At 60.9% G+C, this 24,182-nt stretch carries 19 protein-coding genes, 1 tRNA gene and 3 pseudogenes; 9 read left to right on the top strand and 14 right to left on the bottom strand.

Features of this window, described 5'->3' with window-relative positions; translation table 11 throughout:
* Positions 1 to 75: 75 nt before the first annotated feature.
* The 3 genes and pseudogenes from CAG47_RS29280 to CAG47_RS05870 form a co-directional block, all read left to right on the top strand.
* Positions 76 to 714, top strand: a pseudogene (locus CAG47_RS29280) (PAS domain-containing protein); the annotation flags it as partial.
* 150 nt (positions 715 to 864) lie between these two features.
* Positions 865 to 1,302: pseudogene (locus CAG47_RS29285) on the top strand (methyl-accepting chemotaxis protein); the annotation flags it as partial.
* Positions 1,303 to 1,408: 106 nt separating this feature from the next.
* Positions 1,409 to 2,008: a flavin reductase family protein gene (locus CAG47_RS05870; protein WP_085723982.1), complete on the top strand. Its 600-nt coding sequence runs from the start codon at positions 1,409 to 1,411 to the stop codon at positions 2,006 to 2,008.
* Positions 2,009 to 2,020: 12 nt separating this feature from the next.
* Here CAG47_RS05870 and CAG47_RS05875 read toward each other — a convergent pair whose 3' ends face one another.
* Positions 2,021 to 2,389 (bottom strand): cupin domain-containing protein, encoded by a 369-nt coding sequence (locus tag CAG47_RS05875; protein ID WP_085723983.1) that lies wholly within the window; start codon positions 2,387 to 2,389, stop codon positions 2,021 to 2,023.
* A 76-nt stretch (positions 2,390 to 2,465) separates the two neighbouring features.
* The gene (locus CAG47_RS05880) at positions 2,466 to 3,275 is read right to left on the bottom strand and encodes an AraC family transcriptional regulator (RefSeq protein WP_085724334.1); all 810 of its coding nucleotides are present in this window, start codon (positions 3,273 to 3,275) and stop codon (positions 2,466 to 2,468) included.
* 165 nt (positions 3,276 to 3,440) lie between these two features.
* On the opposite strand from CAG47_RS05880, the gene ddlA reads away from it, so the two are divergent.
* Positions 3,441 to 4,535, top strand: coding sequence for a D-alanine--D-alanine ligase (ddlA, locus tag CAG47_RS05885; protein WP_085723984.1), 1,095 nt, complete (start codon positions 3,441 to 3,443; stop codon positions 4,533 to 4,535).
* A 57-nt stretch (positions 4,536 to 4,592) separates the two neighbouring features.
* Here the strand turns inward: ddlA and CAG47_RS05890 are convergent, their stop codons facing one another.
* The 3 genes and pseudogenes from CAG47_RS05890 to ggt form a co-directional block, all read right to left on the bottom strand.
* Positions 4,593 to 4,964 carry a type II toxin-antitoxin system HigA family antitoxin gene (locus CAG47_RS05890; protein WP_085723985.1) on the bottom strand — a complete coding sequence of 124 codons (372 nt, stop codon included), beginning with the start codon at positions 4,962 to 4,964 and terminating at the stop codon, positions 4,593 to 4,595.
* A gap of 3 nt (positions 4,965 to 4,967) precedes the next feature.
* Positions 4,968 to 5,078, bottom strand: a pseudogene (locus CAG47_RS05895) (type II toxin-antitoxin system HigB family toxin); the annotation flags it as partial.
* 133 nt (positions 5,079 to 5,211) lie between these two features.
* Positions 5,212 to 7,044, bottom strand: a complete 1,833-nt coding sequence (ggt, locus tag CAG47_RS05900) for a gamma-glutamyltransferase (RefSeq protein WP_085723987.1) — start codon at positions 7,042 to 7,044, stop codon at positions 5,212 to 5,214.
* Between the two features lie 166 nt (positions 7,045 to 7,210).
* Between ggt and CAG47_RS05905 the strand changes: the two genes are divergently transcribed.
* The gene (locus CAG47_RS05905) at positions 7,211 to 8,320 is read left to right on the top strand and encodes a DUF2817 domain-containing protein (RefSeq protein ID WP_085723988.1); all 1,110 of its coding nucleotides are present in this window, start codon (positions 7,211 to 7,213) and stop codon (positions 8,318 to 8,320) included.
* Positions 8,321 to 8,420: 100 nt separating this feature from the next.
* Here CAG47_RS05905 and CAG47_RS05910 read toward each other — a convergent pair.
* The 6 genes from CAG47_RS05910 to CAG47_RS05935 all read right to left on the bottom strand — a co-directional run bounded on the left by CAG47_RS05910 (position 8,421) and on the right by CAG47_RS05935 (position 14,034).
* A tRNA-Met gene (locus CAG47_RS05910) sits at positions 8,421 to 8,497 on the bottom strand.
* Between the two features lie 87 nt (positions 8,498 to 8,584).
* Positions 8,585 to 10,039: an amidase gene (locus tag CAG47_RS05915; protein ID WP_085723989.1), complete on the bottom strand. Its 1,455-nt coding sequence runs from the start codon at positions 10,037 to 10,039 to the stop codon at positions 8,585 to 8,587.
* Between the two features lie 60 nt (positions 10,040 to 10,099).
* Positions 10,100 to 11,146, bottom strand: a complete 1,047-nt coding sequence (locus CAG47_RS05920) for an extracellular solute-binding protein (protein WP_085723990.1) — start codon at positions 11,144 to 11,146, stop codon at positions 10,100 to 10,102.
* 27 nt (positions 11,147 to 11,173) lie between these two features.
* Entirely contained in the window at positions 11,174 to 11,980 is an 807-nt protein-coding gene (locus tag CAG47_RS05925; RefSeq protein WP_085723991.1) for an ABC transporter permease, read from the bottom strand.
* Positions 11,980 to 12,900: an ABC transporter permease gene (locus tag CAG47_RS05930; protein ID WP_085723992.1), complete on the bottom strand. Its 921-nt coding sequence runs from the start codon at positions 12,898 to 12,900 to the stop codon at positions 11,980 to 11,982. Before CAG47_RS05930 ends, CAG47_RS05925 begins: the two co-directional genes overlap by 1 nt.
* A 15-nt stretch (positions 12,901 to 12,915) precedes the next feature.
* The gene (locus CAG47_RS05935; protein WP_085723993.1) at positions 12,916 to 14,034 is read right to left on the bottom strand and encodes an ABC transporter ATP-binding protein; all 1,119 of its coding nucleotides are present in this window, start codon (positions 14,032 to 14,034) and stop codon (positions 12,916 to 12,918) included.
* A 225-nt stretch (positions 14,035 to 14,259) separates the two neighbouring features.
* Between CAG47_RS05935 and CAG47_RS05940 the strand changes: the two genes are divergently transcribed.
* Positions 14,260 to 15,165, top strand: a complete 906-nt coding sequence (locus tag CAG47_RS05940) for a LysR substrate-binding domain-containing protein (RefSeq protein ID WP_085723994.1) — start codon at positions 14,260 to 14,262, stop codon at positions 15,163 to 15,165.
* 15 nt (positions 15,166 to 15,180) lie between these two features.
* Here the strand turns inward: CAG47_RS05940 and CAG47_RS05945 are convergent, their stop codons facing one another.
* Positions 15,181 to 17,238, bottom strand: coding sequence for a methyl-accepting chemotaxis protein (locus CAG47_RS05945; protein WP_085723995.1), 2,058 nt, complete (start codon positions 17,236 to 17,238; stop codon positions 15,181 to 15,183).
* Between the two features lie 334 nt (positions 17,239 to 17,572).
* Between CAG47_RS05945 and CAG47_RS05950 the strand changes: the two genes are divergently transcribed.
* Positions 17,573 to 18,790, top strand: a complete 1,218-nt coding sequence (locus tag CAG47_RS05950; protein ID WP_085723996.1) for an MFS transporter — start codon at positions 17,573 to 17,575, stop codon at positions 18,788 to 18,790.
* Positions 18,791 to 18,891: 101 nt separating this feature from the next.
* Here CAG47_RS05950 and CAG47_RS05955 read toward each other — a convergent pair whose 3' ends face one another.
* The gene (locus CAG47_RS05955) at positions 18,892 to 20,307 is read right to left on the bottom strand and encodes a DUF2252 domain-containing protein (protein ID WP_085723997.1); all 1,416 of its coding nucleotides are present in this window, start codon (positions 20,305 to 20,307) and stop codon (positions 18,892 to 18,894) included.
* 570 nt (positions 20,308 to 20,877) lie between these two features.
* Between CAG47_RS05955 and CAG47_RS05960 the strand changes: the two genes are divergently transcribed.
* A complete protein-coding gene (locus CAG47_RS05960; RefSeq protein ID WP_085723998.1) occupies positions 20,878 to 22,428 on the top strand; it encodes a lytic transglycosylase F in 1,551 nt (516 codons plus the stop codon).
* Between the two features lie 94 nt (positions 22,429 to 22,522).
* Here the strand turns inward: CAG47_RS05960 and CAG47_RS05965 are convergent, their stop codons facing one another.
* Complete coding sequence (locus CAG47_RS05965) at positions 22,523 to 22,849, bottom strand: hypothetical protein (RefSeq protein WP_143515809.1); 327 nt, start codon at positions 22,847 to 22,849, stop codon at positions 22,523 to 22,525.
* Positions 22,850 to 23,040: 191 nt separating this feature from the next.
* On the opposite strand from CAG47_RS05965, the gene CAG47_RS05970 reads away from it, so the two are divergent.
* Positions 23,041 to 24,075, top strand: coding sequence for an alpha/beta fold hydrolase (locus CAG47_RS05970; protein ID WP_218190671.1), 1,035 nt, complete (start codon positions 23,041 to 23,043; stop codon positions 24,073 to 24,075).
* Positions 24,076 to 24,182: the final 107 nt, after the last annotated feature.

A 24,182-nucleotide genomic window follows, 5' to 3' on the forward strand; every position in this document is an offset into this window, starting at 1 on the left:
TTGAAGCAGGAGCTGTCGGCTCTTCGTGAAGAACTCTCCAGCCTCCAGCAAGTGAAGGAAAGTCTGGAAAGCGAGATGCTTGTACTGACCCTCGACATCGAAGGGCGGGTCCAGTCGGTCAATCAGAACTTTCTCGGCGAAATGCACTACAAGAGCGGCGACCTGATCGGACGACACATCGACGACCTCGTCCCGGATCACGTCAAGTCCGACGAATTCCAACAGCGCTTCAAGAACGCGTTGACCCGAGGCGAGCATTTCGCCGGCGCTGTGCGCCTGTTGCGCGGTACGGGCCAGGAAGCGTGGTTGCGTTCGATCCTGCAACCGGTGCGCTCGGCGGCCGGGCGGATCAAGCATTTTTCGATCTTCTCCAGCGACCTGACCCGCACCATCGAGGCCTCCCGCGAGCACGAGAACCTGATCGGCGCACTGGTGCGCTCCACGGCGGTGATCGAGTTCGACCTCGACGGCAATGTGCTGACCGCCAATGACCGCTTCCTCAGCGGCATGGGTTACAGCCTGGCGCAGATCAAAGGCAAACATCACCGCACCTTCTGCCTGCCGGAGGATTACAACAGTGCCGAGTACCAGAACTTCTGGCGTCGTCTGAACGCAGGCGAGTACGTGGCCGGCCGTTTCAAACGGGTCGACAGCCATGGTCGTCCGGTCTGGCTGGAGGCGTCCTACAACCCGGTGGTCGATGCCAACGACAAGCTCTACAAAGTGGTGAAGTTCGCCACGGTGATTACCGATCAGGTCAATCAGGAACAAGCCGTCGCCGAGGCGGCCAACATTGCCTACAGCACCTCGCAACAAACCGACCAGAGTGCCCAGCGCGGTAACGCCGTGGTGACCCAGGCCGTGGACGTGATGCGTGATCTGGCCAAGCATATGCAAACCGCCGGCGACGGCATCGAAGCCTTGAACGAGCAGTCTCTGGTGATCGGTACCATCGTCAAGACCATCAGCGGCATTGCCGAGCAGACCAACCTGCTGGCGCTCAACGCGGCCATCGAAGCGGCGCGTGCGGGCGAGCAGGGGCGAGGGTTCGCCGTGGTGGCGGATGAAGTCCGGCAACTGGCTTCGCGGACCAGCCAGGCCACCGACGAAATCGTCCTCGTGGTGCGACAGAACCAGGACATGGCGCGCAACGCCGTGGCGCTGATGACTGATGGCAAGCTTCAGGCCGAGCAGGGCCTGGCACTGGCGGCGGAAGCGGGTACGGTGATTGTCGAGATCCAGGACGGCGCGCAGAAAGTGGTCAATGCGGTGGGGCAGTTTGCCAATCAGTTGGTGAGTTGAGTCCAGCGTTTTGTCTGAAGCATGAAAAGGTCGCCATCGGCGATCTTTTCATTTCAGCGTGTTTTATCCCGTTACAATCGGCTCTTTTCCCCAGGAGCAGACTTCCATGAGCGTTTCCCACCGCCGTCCGGTTCCCTTGGCCAAGGCCTATCGTCTGCTCAATCATGGCCCGACTGTGCTGGTCAGCGCAGCCCACGGTGGCCAGCGCAATATCATGGCGGCAGCCTGGGCCATGCCGCTGGATTTCGAACCGCCGAAAATTGCCGTGGTGCTGGACAAGTCCACCTGGACTCGCCAGTTGCTGGAAGCTTCGGGCACTTTTGTACTGAACGTACCTTGCGCGGCCCAGGCCGACATTGTGCAGACCGTCGGTTCGACTTCCGGCCTGGAACTGACCCAGGGCCAGGGCCGGGACAAGTTCGAGACCTATGATTTGCAGACCTTCACCGGTGAATCGGTCGATGCGCCGATGCTCGAGGGCTGCGTGGCCTGGTTGGAATGTCGTTTGTTGCCGGAGCCGAACAATCACCAACAGTACGATCTGTTCCTGGCCGAAGTGATTGCCGCCCAGGCCGACGAACGCGTGTTCAGCGAAGGGCGTTGGCACTTCGAAGGGCAAGATGCCTTGCGCACCTTGCACCATGTGGCGGGCGGGCACTTCCTGACCATTGGTGAGCCGGTGGACGGCAAGACGTTGCAGGCGTAGGCCGGCCAGCACTCAAATCCACACATCATTCTCGGCCGTGCGCTCACCACCCTCGCTGCCGGTGTTGAGCACACCCTTGGGTTCGATCAGCAGGAGTTTTACCTCTTGCTCTGCACAGGGTTTGTGCTCGACGCCTTTTGGCACCACGTACATTTCCCCTGCGCTCACCAGCACGTGGCCATCGCGAAAATCGATGCGCAACTGGCCTTCGAGCACGATGAAGGTTTCGTCGGTATCGAGGTGGTCGTGCCAGATAAAGTCCCCCAGCAGTTTCACCACCTTGAATTGGTAGTCGTTCATTTCGGCGATGACCCGGGGCGACCAGTGGGAATCGATCTGGCTGATTTTTTCAGCGAAGTTGAGGCTTTTGTAAGCGTTCATGAAACAGCTCTCGCAGTGGTTGGTAACCCCACGATAGCCAGCGACTCAATGCACTTCTTGAACGATTGTGCGTGGCTCAACGACGCTGCATGTTCATCCAGCGAGCCGGTGACAGGCCATAGGCTTTGCCGAATTGCCGCGTCATGTGGCTCTGGTCGGTGAAGCCGGCGGTCAGCGCGGCACTGACCAGGCTCTGACCCTGAATCAGCAGCGCACGGACCAGGTCCAGGCGCCGCATGGTCAGGTAGCGATAGGGGCTGGTGCCGAACAACAAGCGAAAATCCCGGGACAGGCTCCAGCGATCCCGACCACTGTGCTGCGCCAGTTCATCCAGGGTTATGGTGCGATCGAGGGCACTGTGAATGTATTCCCGCGCACGCTGCGCGGCCACGTAGTCGAAACCCGAGCGTTTGCCCGGCGCACCGGAAACCGTGCTCATGGCTTGAGCCAGGTCGAACAGCGCATCCTGCTCCTCCAGTGGATCGAGCGGGCAATCCAGGCTGCGCAGCAACGCGCCCGTGGCGGCAAACAGGCGGGGATCGTTCGACAGTCCGGTCTTGATGAATGGCAGAGGTTGCCCGCCGAGCATCTGCTGGATCAGCGCAGGCTCGATGTACATCATCCGGTACTGGAAACCGGACTCGGTGCCGGCCTCGCCATCGTGGGCTTCGTCCGGATGCAGCACGATCGTTGCGCCTGGCAGGCTGTGACGCCAGCCGCCGCGATACTGAAAGCTCTGCACCCCGGCCAGGGTGTGGCCGATGGCATAGGTGTCGTGGCGGTGAAGGTCGTAGCCATGTCCGGCAAAAAACGCCTCGAAACGCTGCAGCCCGCCGACGTCGGGCGCGCGAAGGAACCAGTCATTGCGAGGCGGACGCTTGGCCATGGTGATGATCGTCTTGAGCTTGATGGGCAACACGGTAACCCAGCCGAGGCTTCTCTGTCTTCTGATCGGAAGGTGGCTTGTCCGCTAGAAAACCAAGGGCAAATACTGCACTGTGGGGCGCATTCGCTACAGGTTGTCTTTTATTTGTCAGGATGAGGCCAGGTCATGAGCAAGTTGCGCGTGGGGATCATTTTCGGCGGCCGTTCGGCCGAGCATGAGGTGTCGTTGCAGTCGGCGAAAAACATTGTCGACGCGCTGGATCGTTCGCGCTTCGAGCCGGTGCTGATCGGCATCGACAAACAAGGCCACTGGCACCTCAACGACCCTTCCAACTTTTTGCTGAACCAGGAAAACCCGGCGCTGATCGCCCTCAACCAGTCCAATCGCGAACTGGCCGTGGTGCCGGGCAAAGCCAGCCAGCAACTGGTGGAAACCTCCAGTCAGGAACTGCTCGGTCACGTCGATGTGATCTTCCCGATTGTCCACGGCACCCTGGGTGAAGACGGTTGCCTGCAAGGCTTGCTGCGCATGGCCGATCTGCCGTTTGTCGGCTCCGATGTGCTCGGTTCGGCCGTGTGCATGGACAAGGACATCAGCAAACGCCTGCTGCGCGATGCCGGACTGGCGGTAACGCCCTTCGTGACCTTGACCCGCGCCACGGCGGCGCACACCGGGTTTGCCGAGGTGCGGGACAAGCTGGGCTTGCCACTGTTCGTCAAACCGGCGAACCAGGGCTCGTCCGTGGGCGTGAGCAAGGTCACTGATGAGGCCGAATACACCACGGCGGTGGAACTGGCGTTAGGTTTCGATACCAAGGTGTTGATCGAATCTGCCGTCAGCGGCCGCGAGATTGAGTGCGCGGTACTCGGCAATGAAGACGCCGTCGCCAGTGGCTGCGGCGAGATCGTGGTGCGCAGCGGGTTCTATTCCTACGACAGCAAATACATCGACGACACGGCTGCCGAGGTGGTGGTGCCGGCCAATATCAGCGTCGAGGCCAGCGAACGCATTCGCGCCCTGGCCGTCGAAGCGTTCCAGGTGCTGGGCTGCTCCGGGCTGGCCCGCGTCGATGTGTTCCTGAAAGACAATGGCGAAGTGCTGATCAACGAAATCAACTCTCTGCCCGGCTTCACCCGCATCAGCATGTACCCGAAACTGTGGCAGGCCACCGGCATGACCTACAGCGAACTGGTGACGCGCCTGATCGAGCTGGCGCTGGAAAAGCACCAGGTTCGGCAAGGGTTGAAGATCAGTCGATAAGCGCAGTAGTGCATCGTCCGTATTGTCGGTGGATAAGCTTGCAAGAGCCGACCCCGGTCAAGCGTGCTTGACCGGTTTGATCAGGCTCTGTGCGGGTATCCCGAACAGCTCGTGCAGTTTCCAGATCATCGGAAGCGTCAACGCTCGCTTGCCATTGAGTACTTCATAAACACGATTTGTGCGGCCGATGGCGGGTGCAAGATCGGCGGCGGACAGCCCGGACTGCTCCATTCTGAACTTGATTGCATCGATAGGATTGGGCAAGTCGACGGGGAAGTGCTTCGACTCATACGATTCGATCAGCGTAATCATGATGTCAAAGTAGTCTCCCTCGGGAGTGCCAACTTCCGGTTCATTCTCAAACAGTGCAGACACGCTCTTGAGAGCGGCGCGGTAATCCTCTTCGGTGCGAATTGGATGAATGTTCATGGGTTACTCCATTTCGACGTTATCAGCGTCGACCGTGTCGTACTGTTTGTAAGTGCCGACAAATTTTATGTACACGGCGCCAAAGCGATAAGCCACGGCGAATATCAGCCTGTGGAAGAGCATAAACTCTAACCAGGAAGCGATGGATTGCGGGTAGGAAAGAGCAGCGCAGGAGAGGCGACCTGGACTCTTTACCTATAAAAAGGGCCTACCCACCGGTAAGCCCTTTCTCATTCCCGCGTATGACTCAATCCCCCAGCGCTTGCCCCTCACGCCGTGGATCGGCACCGCCTGTCAGCGACGCTTTCCCCTGGGCGTCCTTGACCCGAACGATCGCCTGGGTGCCGCTGGTCATGTCGATCTCGCTCACGCTATGCCCTTTGTCCTTCAGCGCCTGAATCAGCGTCGGGCTGAACTGCCCCTGTTCCAGTTCGGTCGGGCCGTTGCGGCTGCCGAAGTTGGGCAGGTTGATGGCGGCTTGGGCATCGAGGTTCCAGTCGAGCAGGCCGATGGTGGATTTCGCCACGTATTCGATGATTTGCGAGCCGCCGGGGGAGCCCACCGTGGCGAGGAATTCGCCGCTCTGGCGGTCGAAAATCAGGGTTGGGGCCATGGATGAGCGCGGGCGTTTGCCGGGCTCGACGCGGTTGGCGACTTTCTGCCCGTTTTCCTCGGGAATGAACGAGAAGTCGGTCATCTCGTTGTTGAGCATGAACCCCTGAACCATGATGTGGGAGCCGAATGCGGACTCGATGGTGGTGGTCATCGACACGGCGCCACCGGCGTCATCGACGGCCACCACTTGCGAGGTGGAAATCCGCAGCGGCGAACGATCCGGCGCGTAGGCCACCTGAATCCCGGGCGGCGTGCCAGGTTTGGCCATGCCCATGCTGCGTTCGCCGATCAGGGCGGCGCGGCTGGCGAGGTAAGTCGGGTCAACCAGGCCTTTGACCGGCACCGGCACGAAGTCGGTATCGGCGACAAATTGTGCGCGGTCGGCATAGGCCAGGCGTTCGGCTTCCGAGATCAGGTGCACGGCTTGCGGGTCGGGTTCGATGCCGGCTGGAGCGGTGGTCCTGGCCGGCTTCAGCGGCGCCAGCGCCAGGCGCTTGTCGCGAGCCTCCAGGGCTTGCAGCGTGCCGAGGATCTGCGCCACGGCGATCCCGCCCGACGACGGTGGCGGCATGCCGCAAACTTGCCAGCGCTTGTAGTCGGTACACAGGGGCGCACGTTCCTTGGCCTGGTAGTGGGCGAGGTCGCTCACGGACAGGCTGCCGGGGTTGGCGTGACCCTGAACCCTGGCTGCGATTTCCTCGGCGACCGGGCCTTTGTACAGGGCATCGGCGCCTTCATGGGCGATGCGACTGAACACATCGGCCAGCGCCGGGTTCTTCAGGTTTGTCCCGACCGCTTTCGGGCTGCCATCGGCATTACGAAAATAAGCCATCATTTCCGGCGAGCGCTGCATGGAGGAGTCCGCAGCGATCAGCTGATGCAATCGAGGTGAAATGGCGAAGCCTTGCCCGGCGAGTCGGATGGCCGGTTCAAACAACTGCGCCCAGGGCAGGCGTCCGTGTTTTTGATGGGCCAGTTCCAGGGCGCGCAATACGCCAGGCGTACCCACGGAGCGACCACCAATCTGTGCCTGGTTGAAGCCCATCGGTTGCCCGTTGGCTTGCAGGAACAGCTTCTCGGTGGCGCCGGCCGGGGCGGTTTCACGTCCGTCGTAGGTGCGCACGGCCTTGCCATCCCAGAGCACGATCAACGCACCGCCACCAATGCCCGAAGACTGTGGCTCGACCAGCGTCAATACCGCTTGCATGGCAATCGCGGCGTCGATGGCCGAGCCGCCCCGGCGCAGCATCTCCCGCCCGGCTTCGGCCGCCAGCGGGTTGGCTGCTGCTGCCATGTATTTTTCGGCGTGCTGGGTGCGCAGGTCGGTTCGGAACCCGGAAGCGCTTTCCGGTGCGAGCGGCAGCGTTGGCACCGTAGCGTTGTTGCATGCGGCCAGGCTCAAGGCACTGGCGAGCAGAACCAGGGCTGGCAGGCGATAGCGGCGCAAAGGGAAGGTTGAGAACACGTGGGGTACTCCATCCGTTGGATCTGCGATCAGTGGACTTTATCGGCCGACCAGAAGGGACGCAAACCGGGTCCTGCGGCATCGATGTTTTTGTCCTTCATCAATTGCAGGATTTTCTGTAGGGTCGATGCCAACAGGCAGGCCAGAAAATCAACAAGAGGCAGACATGCAAACCGAGTTCCCCACCCAGCCCAGTTATCGCACCCAGCGTGAACAGTTCCTGGCCGCCGCGACCGCGGCAGGCGCAACGCTGACTGAGTATCCGCACCCGCTCAACGGCCCGTTCGACGAACAACTGAGCACCGATGTGGCGGTGTTGGGTGATCCGGGCGCCAAGCGGCTGCTGGTCGCGTTGAGCGGCACCCACGGGGTCGAAGGCTTCTACGGCTCGGGTTGCCAGATCAAATGGCTGCAGGAGTTGGGTGGGCGCTCCCTGCCAGCGGATGTCGCCGTGGTCATGATCCATGCCATCAACCCCTGGGGCATGGCATGGCTGCGCCGGGTCAACGAAGACAACATCGACCTGAACCGCAATCACCTGGATTTCCAGCGCCCGCTGCCAGACAACCAGGCCTACAACGCGCTGCATGAAATCTATGCCTGCCCGCAGTTGCAGGGGCCGGATCGTGAGCGTGCCGATGCCTTGCTCGACGAGCAAATCCGCCAACACGGCTGGTCGGCGGTGATGTCGATTGTCGAGGGCGGTCAGCATGGGCATCCCGATGGCCTGTTTTTCGGCGGGCTGGCGCCGAGCTGGTCGAACCGCACGCTGCACCGGATCGTGCAAAAGCACGTGGCCCATGCCGAGGTCGCCATGTGTTTCGACTTGCACACGGGCGCTGGCGAGTACGGTCATCCGATGTTGTTGACCATCACCGAGTCCGCCTATCCGGCATTGCCGGATGCGCAGGCGATTTATGGACCGTGGCTCTACAGTCTGCAAACCGGCGCCGGCACGGTGAGCGAAACCGGTGTGGCGGCAACGGCCACCGGCTACACCTCGCAGGCGTTGATCGATGCGCTGCCGCAGGTACGGCTGATGCCTTTCGTCATTGAGTGCGGCACGTATCCCGGGCCGGATGTTCACCGGCATCTGCGCGATGACCACTGGCTGCATCTGCATGGCGACCCGAGTGATGCAACAGGGCGGGGGATCAAGTTGAACCTGCTGGAACAGTTCTATCCGGCGGATAGCGATTGGCAAGCGATGGTCTGGTTGCGCACGTGGCAAATCTGGGAGCGGGCGTTGTCGGCATTGCCGATGGTTCGCGTCTGATCGAGGCGCGCAAGCGGTGCAGGGGTTCCCTGTCACCGCCGCGCAATTTTCACGAGGCATAAAAAAACGGCTTACCTTGCGGTAAGCCGTTTTTAGTACTTGGTGGCTACACAGGGACTTGAACCCCGGACCCCAGCATTATGAATGCTATGCTCTAACCAACTGAGCTATGTAGCCAAGTGGCGCGCATTATTCACCGGTAACGGGGACGCGTCAAGCATAAATCTAAAATATTTCTCTGCGCTTTCAACCGTTTATCAAAATCTATCCTTTGAGCAGGGGTGAAGGGCAGCGCTGGAACCAGCGACTGGCCTGTTCATAGGCGTGCGCCAATTGCAGGACAGCGAAGTCGGCCTGGTGTCTGCCGATGATTTGCAGGCCCATGGGCAGGCCGCTTGCGCTGAAGCCGACCTGGACGTTCGCCACCGGGCAGCCGGACAAGGTGCCGGGAATGACCACTTCCATCCAGCGGTGATAGGTGTCCATGCTCACGCCTTCAATGGACGCGGGCCACGCCTGGGTTTTGTCGAACGGGAACACCTGGGCGCTGGGCAGCAGCAGGTAATCGTACTTTTCGAACATTCGCGAGATCGCCCGATACCAGTCGCTGCGCATCACCGACGCGGCAAACACCTCGGTGGCCGAGAGTTTCAGGCCGTTTTCGACTTCCCAGCAGGCTTCCGGCTTCAGCAGCGCACGCTTTTGCGGGTCGGCATAGGTCGCCCCCAACGAGCCGGCGACCATCCAGTGCCGCAACGTCCGCCAACTGCTCCAGAGCTTCTCTGGGGCGAATTCGGACTGTACGGGCTCGATATGGCAGCCCAGGCTTTCGAAGTCGCCAAAGGCCTTTTCGCACAGCGAGAGGATACCTTTCTCCATCGGCAGGTAGCCGTTGAAGTCGCCGAGCCAGCCCAGACGCGTGCCTTTGAAGTCCCGGTCCAGCGGTGCCGCAAATGGGCTCCCGGGCTCGGCAATGGACAGCGGCGCCCGCGCATCGGCCCCGGCCTGTACCGACAACAGCAATGCAGCATCGCGCACGCTGCGCGCCATGGGGCCCTCGTAGCCGAGTTGGTCAATGAACAGGTCGGCACTGTCATCGAAGGGCACACGGCCCTGGGAGGGGCGGAAGCCGAAGATGTTGTTGAAGGCCGCCGGGTTGCGCAGCGAACCCATCATGTCGCTGCCGTCGGCCACCGGCACCAGGTGCATGGCCAGTGCCGCCGCCGCACCGCCACTGCTGCCGCCAGCGGTCTTGCTCGGGTCGTAGGCGCAGCCGGTCGCTCCGAAGATCGGGTTGTAGCTTTGCGAGCCGAGGCCGAATTCCGGGGTGTTGCTCTTGCCGATGATGATGGCGCCTGCCGCTTTGATCCGCTCGACCATGATGCCGTCACGCCCGGGGATGAAGTCCTTGTACAGCGGCGAACCCAGGGTGGTGCGGATGCCTTGGGTCAGGGACAGGTCCTTGATGGCGTGGGGCAGGCCGTGCATCCAGCCACGGTATTGGCCGCTGGCCAGTTCGGCGTCGCGGCTATCCGCCTGGGCCAGCAGGTCTTCCGGCGCTTGCAGGCTCACCAGCGCGTTGACCTGCGGGTTGAAACGTTCGATATGGGCAAGATAAGTCTGCATCACTTCCCGGCAGGAAACCTGACGCAGGCGGATACGTTCGGCGAGCTCGTGGGCCTGCAACAGGACCAGTTCGCTGATGTTGTTAGAGTTCATTGCAAGCGGCCTTTCAGACGGCTGGAAAAACGCCCCGCGATTGCGTCGGGGCGGTAGAGGTCAACGCATCAGGTTGGTCCAGAGACGGTCGGCCAGGCGGATCGCGCCTTCGCCGCAGGTCTTGCTGAATACCACCTGTGTGCCTTCGGGAATGTGCAGTTCCGGTGCGTCCTTGAGGCCCGCATCGAGGAACGGCTCCACGCCTTTGATCGGGCTCTGGTGCTTGAGGAAGTTCTGGGTCATCGCCGCGTTTTCAGGCTGGCTGAGGAACGCGATGAAGGCCTTGGCATTCGCCGGGTTCTTGCTGCCGGTCGGGATGACCATGTTGTCGACCCAGGCCAGCACACCTTCCTTCGGGTACAGGTATTTCAGGCTCGGTTTCATCTCCCGGGCGCGCATCGACGAACCGCCCCAGAAGGTCGACATGTCGATTTCACCCGAGGCGAGGTTTTCGCGGATCGAGCCCGCCTTGGAGCTGTAGGTTTTGACGAAGGGTTTCTGCGCCTTGAGCAGGGTCAGGATTTGCTGCATCTGCTTCGGGTCTTCGCTGCACAGCGGGATGTTCAGGTACAGGCTGGCCATGTCCACCACGTCACTGACCGAGTCGAACAGGTTGATCCGCCCTTGCAGCTCGACCGGTGGCTCGTAGAGCACCTTGAGGCTGTCGGTGGGGCCCTTGTAGCGCTCGGTGTTGAGTACCACGCTGGTGGTGCCCCAGATGAACGGCACGGAGTAGGCGCCTTCCGGGTCCCAGGTAGGTTTCTTCAGGTTGTCGACGACGCTGGCGTAGTAGGGCTCGTTGACCGGGTCGAAACGTTCCAGCAGTTTTTCCTTGATCAGGATCGGAATGAACTGGTGGGACGGGATTGCCACGTCGTAACCGGCACCGCCCTGTTTCAATTTGGCCAGCAGGGTTTCGTTGGAGTCGTAGGAGTCGACGGTGACTTCAATGCCGGTCTGTTTCTGGAACTTGGCGAGAATCTCCGGCGAAAAGTAGCCGCTCCAGCTCACCACGTTGAGTTTTTCCGCGGCCTGAACGCTGCCGGCCATGGTCAGCGGCAAAGTCAGGAACAACGAAGTGCCGATGCTTTTAATCCACTTGCTCATGCTATTTCCCCACAGTACGTAGAAGGTTCAGGATTTCTTTTTGCCCAGCAGAAAGGAAAGGCTCACGAACAGCACCGAGACGCCCAGGATCAGGGTCGACACGGCGTTGACGTCGGGTGTCACGCCCATGCGCAACAGGCCGAAGATGAAGATCGGCAGGGTCGTGGTGCCCGCCTGGGAGACCATCATCGAGATCACGAAGTTATCCAGCGACACGATGAAGGCCAGCATCAGCCCGGAGAAAATCCCCGGCATCAGCAGCGGCAGGGTGACCTTGCGGAAGGTCCGCCACGGGCCGGCATAGAGGTCGGCCGAGGCTTGCTCCAGGGACAGGTCCATGTCGTTCAGGCGAGCCCGAATCGGCAGAAAGGCAAACGGAATACAGAACACCGTATGCGCGATGATCAGGTTGCCGTAGCCCAGGGACAGACCGATGGTGGAGAACAGCGCCAGAGTGGCGACGCCGACCACGATTTCCGGCAGCACCAGGGGCAACATGATCGCGCCCATGGACAATTGCAGGCCCTTGAACTTCGCACCCCGTGAGGTGCCGAGGGCGGCGAGGGTGGCAATGGCCGTGGCGACCATGCTGGCGCAGACCGCGATCAACAGGCTGTTGCCGGCCGCCTGGCGCAGGGCCTGGTTGGCGAAGGCCGCGCGATACCAGTCGAGGCTGAACCCGGTCCACACCGTTGCCGATTGGTTGGCGTTGAACGAGAACACCACCAGCACCACGATCGGCGCGTAGAGGTACAGGTAGAACAGGAAACTGAATCCGCCGAAACCGGGGAAGTCCTGTACGCCCAGCGTATTGCGTTTGAACAGGTTGATCATCACGCACCTCCTTTGGCGATGCGCTGGCGCTCGGCACGCAGGGCATAGATCGTCAGAACCAACATCACCGCCGCCATCAGCACCAGCGAAAGCGCCGCACCGAAAGGCCAGTTACGCGCATCGCTGAACTGCCGGAAGATCAGGTTGCCGAGCATCATTCGCGTGCCGCCGCCGAGCAGTTCCGGGGCGATCATCGCGCCCAGGCAAGGCACGAAGGTGAGGATGGCGCCGGCTAGAATTCCCGGCCTGGCGATCGGCAGCACCACCTTGCGCAAGGTGCGCACACGCCCGGCGTAGAGGTCCTGAGCGGCCTCGAGCAGGCGGATGTCCATTTTTTCCAGGGTGGCGTAGATCGGCAGCACGACGAAGGGCGCGTAGGTATAAACCAGCCCCAGCAGCACCGCACCGTCGGTGTAGAGCAGTTGCAATGGTTGGTCGATGACCCCGAGGCCCATGAGGCTGTTGTTGATCACCCCGGTGTTGCGCAGCAGCAGAATCCACGCATAGGTGCGGATCAGCAGGTTGGCCCAGAACGGTACGGTGATCAGGAAAATCAGCAGGCCACGGCGATGGGCCGGTTGCATCGCCAGCCACACTGCCACCGGAAAGCCGATCAACAGGGTGATGAGCGTGGTCAGCCCAGCGATGCCGATCGAGCGCAGGGCAATGATCAGGTAGGAGTCGGCGAAGGCCAGGCTGTCGTCCAGTTGCCGTTCGAACAGCAGCGAGGTATAGGCATCGCTGCTGAATACTTTGTTCACCCCACCGTAGGGGTTGGCTTCCATCAGCGAATAGCCGATGACGATCAGGATCGGCACGATCAGAAACAGGCCGATGGCGATCAGTGCCGGGCTGACGCCGAGGAAACTCTGGAAGGCCCGCCGACGTTCCAGCGTGTTGGCAATCGGTAAAGCGTGCATGGCAATTCCTCGTGCTCAATCGTGCAGGACGCTGGCGCTGCCCTGGTCGAACAACAGACCGGCCTGGCTTCCTGGTGCGAAGCGTTTGCTCTGGTCGACGCAGTTGGGCGTGCGCACGGTGAGGCGCGAACCGTCGCTCAGGCTGACCTGGTATTGCAGGTCGGTGCCGAGGTAGATCTGCGCTTCGATCCGACACGGCAGAGCGTGTTCAGTGGTGGCTGGCACCAGATGCAAACGCTCGGGGCGCACGGACAATGCAACGCTGGCACCGACCCGTACATCGCTGCAGGGCTGCGCGGGCAGCGGATGTCCGGCGGGACCGGCGAACCAGGCCAGGCCGTCTTCGACGCGGGTGACCGTGCCTTCGATGAAGTTGGTTTCGCCGATGAAGTCGGCGACAAAGCGATTGCGCGGGCGTTCGTAGATGTCTTCCGGGCGGCCGACCTGCTGCACTTCGCCTTCGGACAACACGGCGATGCGGTCGGACATGGTCAGGGCTTCTTCCTGGTCATGGGTGACGAAGATGAAGGTGATGCCGGTTCGCGCCTGAATGGTTTTCAGCTCTTCGCGCATGGCCTGGCGCAGCTTGAGGTCCAGCGCCGAGAGCGGTTCGTCGAGCAGCAACACTTTCGGGTGCGGTGCCAGGGCGCGGGCCAGGGCGACGCGCTGTTGCTGACCGCCGGACAGTTGCGTCGGCTTGCGGTTGGCGAAGCGCTCCATCTGTACCAGAGCGAGCATCTCGCGCACCCGTTCGGCCATTTGTGTTTTGTTCAGGATCTTGCCCATCGGGTGGGACTCAAGCCCGAAGGCCAGGTTCTCGGCGATGGTCATGTGCGGGAATAGCGCGTAATGCTGGAACACCGTGTTGACCGGACGCTGGAATGGCGGGCGGTCGGCGATGTTTTCGCCGTAGAGCAGAATCTCGCCTTCGGTAGGGAATTCGAACCCGGCGATCATCCGCAGGAGGGTGGTTTTGCCACAGCCCGAAGGGCCGAGAAGGGTGAAGAACTCGTTGTCGCGAATGTCCAGGTCGATGCTTTTCAGCGCCACCGGGCCAGTCTTTGGATCACCGTAGACTTTGCGCACTGAGCGGATGGACACCGCCAGCGTTTGCAGCGAATGCAGGGCATTCATGCGTTACCTCCGATTCCCCCATCGTCCGCGAGCGCTGCAGGCAGCCGGGTCGTCGGACCATGGATTTTATTTTTCTGGGCAGGATCGAGATTGCGTTCGGGTGTTGTAACCAGCTGTTTTTTGTTCTGCTGTGGATCGATTATCAGCGAGGGGTTGCGGGGGCGAAACTTCAATTTTAACATAGGGGCTGTTAAAAAATTTAACAGCAAAAGGCGCCCGGAAACCATGCCCGACCACCGTTTGCCGCCACTCAACGCGGTGCGTGCCTTTGATGCCGCGGCCCGATTGGGCAGCTATGTCGAAGCCTCCAAAGCCCTGCACGTGACCCAGCCGGCCATCGGCCGCCACGTGAAGTTGCTGGAGGACTGGCTGGGCATTCAACTGTTCGAGCGTACCTCCCGCGGGGTCAACCTGACGCTGGCGGGGGAGAAGTACCACCGCAAGATCGCCGCAGCCTTGCAGCTCATCATCGAAGCGGGAAAAGAGGCGCAGCCCAAACACGCCGAGCGCTGGCTGCGCATCATGGTGGTGCCGGGGTTCGCCAAGCGCTGGCTGATGCCGCGCATCGAGGCCATGCGTCACCTGCGCCCGGGGTTGAAATTTGCCATTGAACCCAATTCCACCTTCACCGAAGTCGACGGTAAAAGCGCTGACCTGGGCATCGTCTACGGGTTGGACGGCCAATATGCCCACTCGCGCACCAGCCTGATTTGCCCTCGGGTGTTTCCGATCTGTTCCCCCGACTACCTGGCCGGCGTCGAGCCCATCGGCAGCCCGGCGGACCTGGTGAAGCACAACCTGATCCATGTCGATGACGGCGAGTGGTGGAACCTGTGGTTTGCCGCCAACGATCTCGACATCCACCTCAATTCGGACATGCTCTACGTCAACAACGACCACGCATTGTCGGTGGCCGAGAGCGGGCAGGGCATTGCGCTGGCCAACGAAGTGCTGGTGCGCGAAGAACTCCATAGCGGCAAGCTGGTGCGGGTGGTGGACGCGCAAGTGAAGTTGGAAAGTTATCGGGTGCTCACGCCATCCGCCGAGCTCTCGGCGGATGTGACGTGGTTTATCGACTGGCTCAAGACCGAGCTGGAGCAGGACTTCCCGGAAGCGGTGATCCGCGCCTGAGAAAGCCTGCCGGACTCAACTCAAGCGAAAGCGCCCGGTGTTGTCGCTCAGGGCTTTGCTGCCATGGCTCAGGGTGTCCGCGGCCTGGTTCACCGCGCGGGCGCCTTCGAGCAAACGCACCGCCGCTTGATCGACCTGCTGGATATTGCCGCTGACCTCGTCGGCGGTACTGGCCTGTTCTTCAACCGCCGTGGCGATTTGCGCCAGGGTATCGGTGACGCTCTGCACGGCACTGGCGATTTCCCCGAGTCGTTCACCCAGGCCTGTCACGGCCTGAGCATCGGATTGCGCCTGGCCACAGGCCGCTTCCATCAGGCTCACGGCTTCGTTCACGGTGTTGCGCAAGCTATCGACTGTGCCGGCAATCTGCGCGGTCGACGATTGTGTCCGTTGCGACAGGCTGCGCACTTCATCCGCCACCACCGCAAAGCCGCGCCCTTGCTCTCCCGCCCGCGCGGCTTCGATGGCGGCGTTGAGAGCCAACAGGTTGGTCTGCTCGGCGACGCCGCGAATGGTATCGACCACCAATTGAATCTGCTGTCCCTGCTCACTGACCCGGCCCAGCGCTGCTGCCGTTTCATTCAGGCGTTGGTTGAGTTGCTGGATGCTCGCGGTGGTGCGTTGGCTGTCGCGGCTGCTGTCGGCGGCAATGCGCCGGGTGTGCTGGGCACTGCCAGAGGCCTGTTCGCAACTGTGGGCCACTCCTTGTGAGGTGGCGGCCAGTTGCGTCGCCGCCGCAGCGATCTGGCTGATCTGCAACTGCTGAGCTTCGACTTCACCCAGGGCATCGCTGGAATGGTGATTGAGGGTTTGCACCGCGTGGCTCAATTGCAGGGTTTCGTGGTCGACGCCTTGCAGGCTGGTGCGCAGTTGCACCACGGCGACGTTCAGCGCGGTGCTGATCACCGCCAGTTCGTCCCGACCCTGGACCGGCACTTGCAGGCTCAGATTGCCGTCGCGCAAGGCTTCGGCCAGTACCGTGATGCCGCTGGCGCTGCGGCGGATCGAGGCCTGCAAGCAGATGAACAGATACAGGGCGGCCAGCAGCAGGCAACCCAGCACGGCGGCCACCACAATGAACTGGCGGATGGCCGAGTCGTGGTAGTAATCCAGACGTTGATCCAGCGACACCAGCGACTGTTGACGCAACGAGGCGAGGTCAGTGAGCAGGGCGTCGAGACTGCGTTCGAAATCTTCCGGCTTGAGGTTGATGCTACCGCCGAAAACGCCGTCATCCAGTACCTTCAAGCCTGCGTCGAGACGCTTGAGGCTGTCATGGTACTGACCGGCCCAGGTGTGCAGGGCGCTGGGCAAACGTGCTTCGAGCAGGCCCGCGGTTTTCACCAACTGCTCTCGCGCATCGCCGATGCGGCTGCGCAAGTCGCGCAGTTGCAGACGGCTTTGCAAGGTGAACTGCCCGGACACTACCGAAGCCTGGCCCACTGCCGCCAGGCGGCCGACTCGCTCGATCAGGTCGGGCGCATGCTGGGTGGAAATCTGCGTCAGTAAATAAGTCTCAAGCCACGGCGCCAGCGTCAGGCGATTGTCCATGACGATCTGCTCGCGCAAGGCTTGCAGGGCGCTCAAGGCATTGGTGAAACGATCGTAACCATCCGGCCACCAGCCGACACTGCTCAGGCTTTTTGAGTCGAGGCCATCGAGGACGGTTTGCAGGGCCTGGTAACGGGTCAGCGTCTCACCTTGTGCACTTTCTTTTTGCAGGGCATTGCCCAACTCGACAGTGGCCTGGTTGACGGCGGGTTGAATCGCATCGAAGGCGGTCATCGCGGCGAGCGTGGCAGGCGTTGGCTGGCGATTGGTTTCCGTGGCGCGCCAGCGGGCGGCGCGATCACGCTGGGCGGCGAGCAGGTCATCCAGCGCATCAAGCGCCAACAGTTGCCGCACCCCGGCGCGTTCGCCGGAAATCAGGCTGAGTTTGTCGCGATAGTCCTGGCCGATCATCCACAGACTGCCCGCCAGCGGCAGGATAAACAGCAGAAACAACAGCTGGAATTTGCGGGCAAAACCAAAACGTCCCAGCAGCCCGATCCCTGGTGATAAAAAAGCCTGCATGCCCCATGACTCCTCTGGGCACCACGCACTATTGGCGTGCGTCGGAGGCTGTTGTACCGCCGACTCGTGCCGTCTTAAAAGGCCTCGAAAGTTCACCCTTGCCCGCTCTGTAGGCCGACTCTGTGGCGAAACTTCCCATTGTCGGCCTCCTTTGTAAGGAAGCCGCGTTCAAGCAGGCAAGGAAGGCAAGATTCAGACCATGGCTTTGCGCCATCAACGTCGTGACGATGAAAGTCGAAGTCGTTAGCAGGCTAAGGGGATGGCGTTGCTGTACTGAAAAATGGCACATTGGCGCACCTGCCTGTTTGTACCCATCTGTCGTACGGAAAATTCCATGGCTATCAGCAACGCCCAGACCGGTTCAGTGCCGGCGTCCGTTACGCCCCAAAGCAGTCCGTTGGTGATGCGCATCATCGGCGCGGTGGCGCTGGCGCATTTGATCAACGACCTGATCCAGTCGGTGCTGCCGTCGATCTACCCGATGCTCAAGGCCAACTATGGCCTGACATTCACCCAGGTCGGCCTGATCACCCTGACGTTCCAGTTGACCGCCTCGCTGCTGCAGCCGTGGGTGGGTTACTACACCGATCGACATCCCAAGCCGTGGTTGCTGCCGGCGGGTACGGTCTGCACCTTGATCGGGATTGTGATGATGTCGGTGGTCGGCAGCTTCCCGTTGATTCTGCTGGCGGCGGGGCTGATCGGCATCGGGTCTTCGACTTTCCACCCGGAAGCGTCCCGCGTGGCGCGACTGGCTTCGGGCGGGCGCTTCGGGTTGGCACAGTCGACCTTCCAGGTCGGTGGTAACGCAGGCTCGGCGTTCGGACCGTTGCTGGCGGCGGCGATCATCATTCCCTACGGTCAGGGGCACGTGGCGTGGTTCGGCCTGTTCGCGGTGTTTGCGCTGTTCGTCCTCTATCGGATCAGCCGCTGGTACGCCAACCACTTGAACCTGTTCAAGCTCAAGCAGGGGCAGGCCGCGACTCATGGCCTGTCCAGGGGCCGAGTGACCAGCGCGCTGGTGGTGCTCGGGTTGCTGGTGTTCTCCAAGTATTTCTACATGGCCAGCCTCACCAGCTATTTCACGTTCTACCTGATCGAGAAGTTCGACCTGTCGGTGGCCAGTTCGCAGTTGCACCTGTTCCTGTTTCTCGGCGCGGTAGCGGCGGGGACGTTCTTTGGCGGACCGATCGGCGACAAGATCGGGCGCAAGGCGGTGATCTGGTTCTCGATCCTCGGCGTTGCACCGTTCACATTGTTGCTACCCCATGTCGACCTGTTCTGGACCAGCATCCTCAGCGTGGTCATCGGCTTCATCCTGGCCTCGGCGTTCTCGGCCATCGTGGTGTACGCCCAGGAACTGGTACCGGGTAATGTCGGGATGATCGCCGGGGTCTTTTTCGGTTTGATGTTCGGTTTTGGCGGGATTGGCGCGGCGTTGCTGGGGCATCTGGCGGACATCCACGGCATTGAGTACGTGTACTACCTGTGTTCGTTCCTGCCGCTGTTCGGGGTGCTGGCGATTTTCCTGCCGCGTACGAAGAAGTCTTGATCCAACACCGTCTCCCTGTGGGAGCGGGGGTGGCGAATGGACGTTTGAGCCAAACGAAAGCACCGTCGTAGCGGCGGTTTGGCAGCGCAAAGCTGCAGGCTCTATTCCTCTTCGATAAGGACCTCCAATCGCCCGGACTTTACCGCCTTTACCAGGGCCGCATGATCCTGCTCCGTCTGATCGGCGTAAGCGAGGGCAAAGTCGCCCACCGCCTCATCGAAGCTATCGCTGTTGCCCAGGTAACCCGTAATGGTCGCGCTATCACCGGACTTTGCATGGGCGCGAGCCAAGGTCAAGCCGCAGTGTCCGGCATAGCGCTTGAGTTGTGTGGCTGAAACACCCTCGATAGGCACAGACATTTTCATGTCGCGCATCTGGCGGACGTAGTAATCATGTCCGGCCCGGCCTTTCGTCCAGCCCAGGAAAATGTCACTGGAGGACTGCATGAGCCGCTGGCCCATGACGACGCGCTGCCCCTGGTTCGTATACTGGCTTTTCCCCGCATAGGGTTCGAGAACCGACCGACAGGATTCCTTGAACTGAAGCAGCAGGGGGTGGTTTTCTTCGGAAAACAGCAATCCGATGAAGCAGCGGGTGCCGACACTGCCAATACCCACGACCTTCACGGCCGCGTCCACAAAGCGATAGCGATCCAGCAGGACGCGACGTTCATCGGAAAGCGTCGAACGGTATTCTGCCAACGCCTGGTGGGCGTTTTTCATGAAGTGTGGGGCGTCGACGTGGAACAGGATCGGCGGCTGATCGACTATTCGGGGTTGCCCGGCAACCTCCTTGGTAATCTTGGGGAAAACGTTTTCAACTACTCGTGCACGGGCTTTATCGGCAAGTTGCTGGCGACTCTTTTTCAGCTTCTCATCGGGCGCCATCTCAATCAGGGTGTCCATGTCCAGGCGCGAATACCAGACCTCCAGCGGGCTCTTCCTGGAGTAGTTGCGCAGGTTGTCCCGATAGGCGCGCACACAGGCCACCGCAGCTTCTCGTGATTGGTCGTCGGACAGTCTGTTGTCGCGTCCGGCGACCACAAAACTGGCGGCCAGCCGTTTGACGTCCCACTCCCAAGGCGCCGGGAGGGTCTCGTCGAAGTCGTTGAGGTCGAATACCAGGTTGCGCTCCGGCGTGGCGAACAAGCCGAAATTCAAGAGGTGGCAGTCGCCACAGGCTTGCACCTGCACGCCGATGTTTGGTGTTCTGGCCAGATCATGGGCCATGAGCGCCGCCGAGCCTCGAAGGAAGGTAAACGGGCTACGGAGCATGCGGCCGTAGCGAATCGGCACCAGTTCCTGAAGCCGGTCCTTGTTCGATTGTTCGAGGATCGCAATCGGGTCCCTGCTCTTGGCCTTTGGTGTCCAGGCGGCGTGGCTGCTGCGCGGCACGCTATCGCGTAGCAACTTCCCGGCATTCACGCGCTCTTCACGGGAGCCGATTAGCGGTGCGGCCTCGCCTGCCTTGTTGGCTTTGGTCTTCGCTTTGCTGGTTGTTTTCTTGCGGGTTGTCATGATCTCGCTCCGTCCCTCCCCGCAGCGGCGTCACTCGCCACAAGAGTCGGCCATTGGCGCTCTGGCGCATGCGCGGCTCCCGTGTCGGTCCTCCCAAGTAAAGTTGAACTTGCGGCTTTATGCACGCTGCTGGCGCAGTTATCTCGGGCGGTCGAGCGCGTTTCTCGGAGTGCCGATCCTGTTGGCGAGGGGCGTTGAGGTGTTAGTCGATGAGTCGGTCCTTACATCACTGCGTAACGTGGCCTCGACCGGAGCGCGGACCCCAGGAAGTACAAGTACCGGGGGCATTCTTCACGCGATTGCTTGGTTTGGGCGCGTCAATGTCATGACTGCTCACGCGTACCTGGGAAAGATCATTTTCTATAACGCTTGCGACCCTGGCCCCTAAACTTATCTATTGGGATGGGGTTCTGTTGGCGTGTATTCCCGCGTGTGGTCGGCTTCGAATGGCCTGGTGTCGCAGGGCATCGTAGCTGCCGTGTACCCCTCACCTAAAAGAGTCGCTAAAGGCTCAGGGCGACAGCGTCGATCATCGCAGTAGCGGAGCCACTACCGTGTCGGAGCGCCATCATGTTGAAGAACCTGCCGCTGAATCTTCCCTCTCTGGCTCATCGCGCAACGCACCTGCGGCTGACCATTGCTGGTCTGGCGGCGCTTTTCTGGGCGTTGTCGATCAGTCCGGTCCCGGCTGCCGATGCGGTGAAATCCCCAGAGGCGCCGCAATCGGACATGCTCACCGTCGATCCGAATGAGGTCCAGAAACCGTGGACGGGTGACCTTGACGGGATGAAGCAGCGCAGGGTCATTCGGGTCCTCACGGCCTATAGCAAGACCTTTTACTTTACCGACAGGGGTGTCCAGCGCGGCGCCACCTACGATTTGTTCAGTCTGTTCGAGAGGGACTTGAATAAGCAGATGGCGGCTGCGAAGTCGGGAGCCGATAAACACCTGAAGGTCCAAGTGGTCTTTGTCCCGGTCCGGAGAGACCAACTGTTCACGGCGCTGATTGCCGGCAGAGGTGATATCGCCGCCTCCAACCTCACCATAACCCCTGCAAGACGGGAGTTGGTGGACTTCTCCGTGCCGGGGTACACCAATATCAGCGAAGTGATCCTGTCCGGTCCCGCCTCACCCAAGGTATCCACCATTGATGACCTGGCGGGAAAGGATGTCTTCGTTCGCAAGTCTTCCAGTTACTACGAGAGTCTGGTCGATCTCAACAAGCGCTTTGTCGCCGAGAACCGGCCCCCGGTCAACATCAAGCTGGCCCCCGAGGAGCTGGAGGACGAGGATTTGGTCGAGATGCTGAATTCCGGGCTGCTGTCGCTCATCGTCATGGACAAGCATAAAGCGGGCTTCTGGAAGCAGATCTTCCCTGCGGTAACGGTCCATGAAGGGATCGCCATACGCACGGGCGGGGAAATTGCCTGGGCCCTGCGCAAGGGGAGCCCGCAACTCAAAGCCGCTCTCGATGAATTTGTCACGCGTAATCGGCAAGGCAACCTGACGGGAAACATGATCCTGATTCGCTACCTGAAAAACGCCAAATACATCAAGGATGCTGCGTCCGAGGCCGAGCGGAAGAAATTCCTCGATCTGATCACGTTCTTCAAGCAATACGGCGACAAGTACAGCGTGGACTGGTTGCTGATGGCGGCCCAGGGATACCAGGAGTCGCAGCTCAATCAGTCCGTAAAAAGCCCTGTCGGAGCTATCGGCGTGATGCAGGTCATGCCGGCAACTGGCAAGGAATTGAAAGTTGGCGATATCCGGAAAACCCAGGCGAACATCGAAGCCGGGGTCAAGTACATGCGCATGATGATCGACCGGTACTACGGTGACGAACCGATGACCGAGCTGGACAAGGTATTGTTCACCTTCGCGTCGTACAACGCCGGCCCGGCCAGGGTGGCGCGGCTACGCGAAGAAGCTGCAAAGAGCGGGCTGGATCCCAATGTCTGGTTCCATAACGTCGAGTATGTCGCTGCCGACCGCATTGGAGCGGAGACGGTGACTTACGTCAGCAATATCTACAAGTACTACATCGCCTACCGGTTGATCATGGACGCACGGGAAGCGAAGCAAAAAGCTGCGGAGCAAGTCACGGCTCAGCCTGAATAGGGTGGTGTGTTTCGCCGGTGCATGCAGCGCGACAGCCGGGCCTTGGCGGGCATGCCTGACCCTGGCGGCATCGAGCATTGCCAATGCTCGTTCGTCAGCGTGTGCGCGTCGCCGTCGCGGACTGGTCGTTCGCAATCATTTGGCGATGCCGCGCAATCCACTCCGTAGGAGGCAAGCCAAATCGGGCACGGAACCAACGAGAGAAATCGGCTCCGCGCCGATGGACCGCAAGGCTGCGGGGCCGCTCATGGCTGAAGCTGATCTTGACGGGCTGAAAGGCGTCGCGCATCAGCATCCGCATCGCCCTGATCACGATGCCGACTGACTGTTCGGTCGCTTGCTGCCAGAGACCGTGCCGCTGGAATTGCATCTCCATATGCAGCAATGTGAATTCTTCCGCTGCCTCGATGCGCGGCTGCACCCCCAGCGTTATGCAAGCGGGTATAGCGTACCAAGGCCTGCATTACGGCGCGCAGGGTCGGTTCGCGCTGCGTGTCAGGTTGCCCATGGATTCACCTTTGTCCCAAATTCACAAGCAATTGTCCTGTTATGCAAAACCTGAAAGGCATCGCCTTGTCCAGACTATGAACTCACGAATCAGTGAGGACCACCATGAACATGAGCCGCCCCCCTGTCACTCTGGCACAACTGGACGCTGACGACCCTGATGCCTTCACTCACCGGTTTGCGGAAGTAAACGGGATCCGGATGCACTATGTCGAGGAAGGCCAGGGCCCGCTGGTGATCCTGCTCCACGGCTTTCCCTACCTTTGGTACATGTGGCGGCGCCAGATTCCTGCTCTGGCTGCGGCCGGCTTTCGGGTGGTTGCGCCGGATCAACGTGGATTCGGGAGGACTGATCGCCCCGATGCTGTCGAGGCCTACGATATCAGTCAGTCGGTCGGCGACGTGGTGGGACTGATGACGGCCCTGGGTGAGACGTCGGCAGTGATCGTGGGACACGACTTGGGGGCGTGGGTCGCACAGGCGGCAGCCATGCTGAGGCCGGATTTATTCCGGGCCGTCGTGATGCTCAATACGCCAGTACCGCCGCGCGGCAAGGTCAAGCCCACAGTCGCCTTGCAAGAGATGGCTAAGGGGAGGGTCTATCACCATCTTTACTTTCAGGAACGCGGTAAGCCGGATCGCGAACTGGCCAGTGATACCCGCAAGACGCTGCGCAGCGTTTTCTATTCGGTCTCCGGCAGTGCTGTCGGCGCTGAGCGCTGGCAGCTGTTCCTCGAAGCTGGGGAGCCGATTCTCAACGCCTTCACCGACCCGAAGGAGTTTCCGTCATGGCTGAGCCCGCGGGCGATTGACTATTACGTCGCCGAATACACGCGCAGCGGTTTCACCGGCGCCCTGAACCACTATCGCTGCCGTGATCGCAGTTGGGAGATCACTGCCTTTCTCGACGGCGCCGTAGTGCGCCAACCGAGCCTTTTCATTGGTGGCGCCGCCGACCCTTCCGGCGAATCAGCCGCAGTTCGTGGCGTCTATGACCAGCTTGAGGCGTACCTTCCTGCGCTGTGGAAGAAGGTATTGCTGCCCGGCATAGGCCACAGTGCCGCAGAAGAGGACGCCTCCCAGGTTAATGACTTGATCCTTCAATTCCTGGAGCATGTGCACACCCGGCAAACGGCGTAATCCTCGCCGATGGGCGTTTTAATCTAACCCCTGCAAGCCGAGGAATGAGAAGCCGTTTCGCCCCGAACAGGTCAATCGCCGCCAATACTCACTGGCGGTAATTGGCC

This window comes from Pseudomonas sp. R37(2017) (assembly GCF_002113375.1).
Classification (GTDB): domain Bacteria; phylum Pseudomonadota; class Gammaproteobacteria; order Pseudomonadales; family Pseudomonadaceae; genus Aquipseudomonas.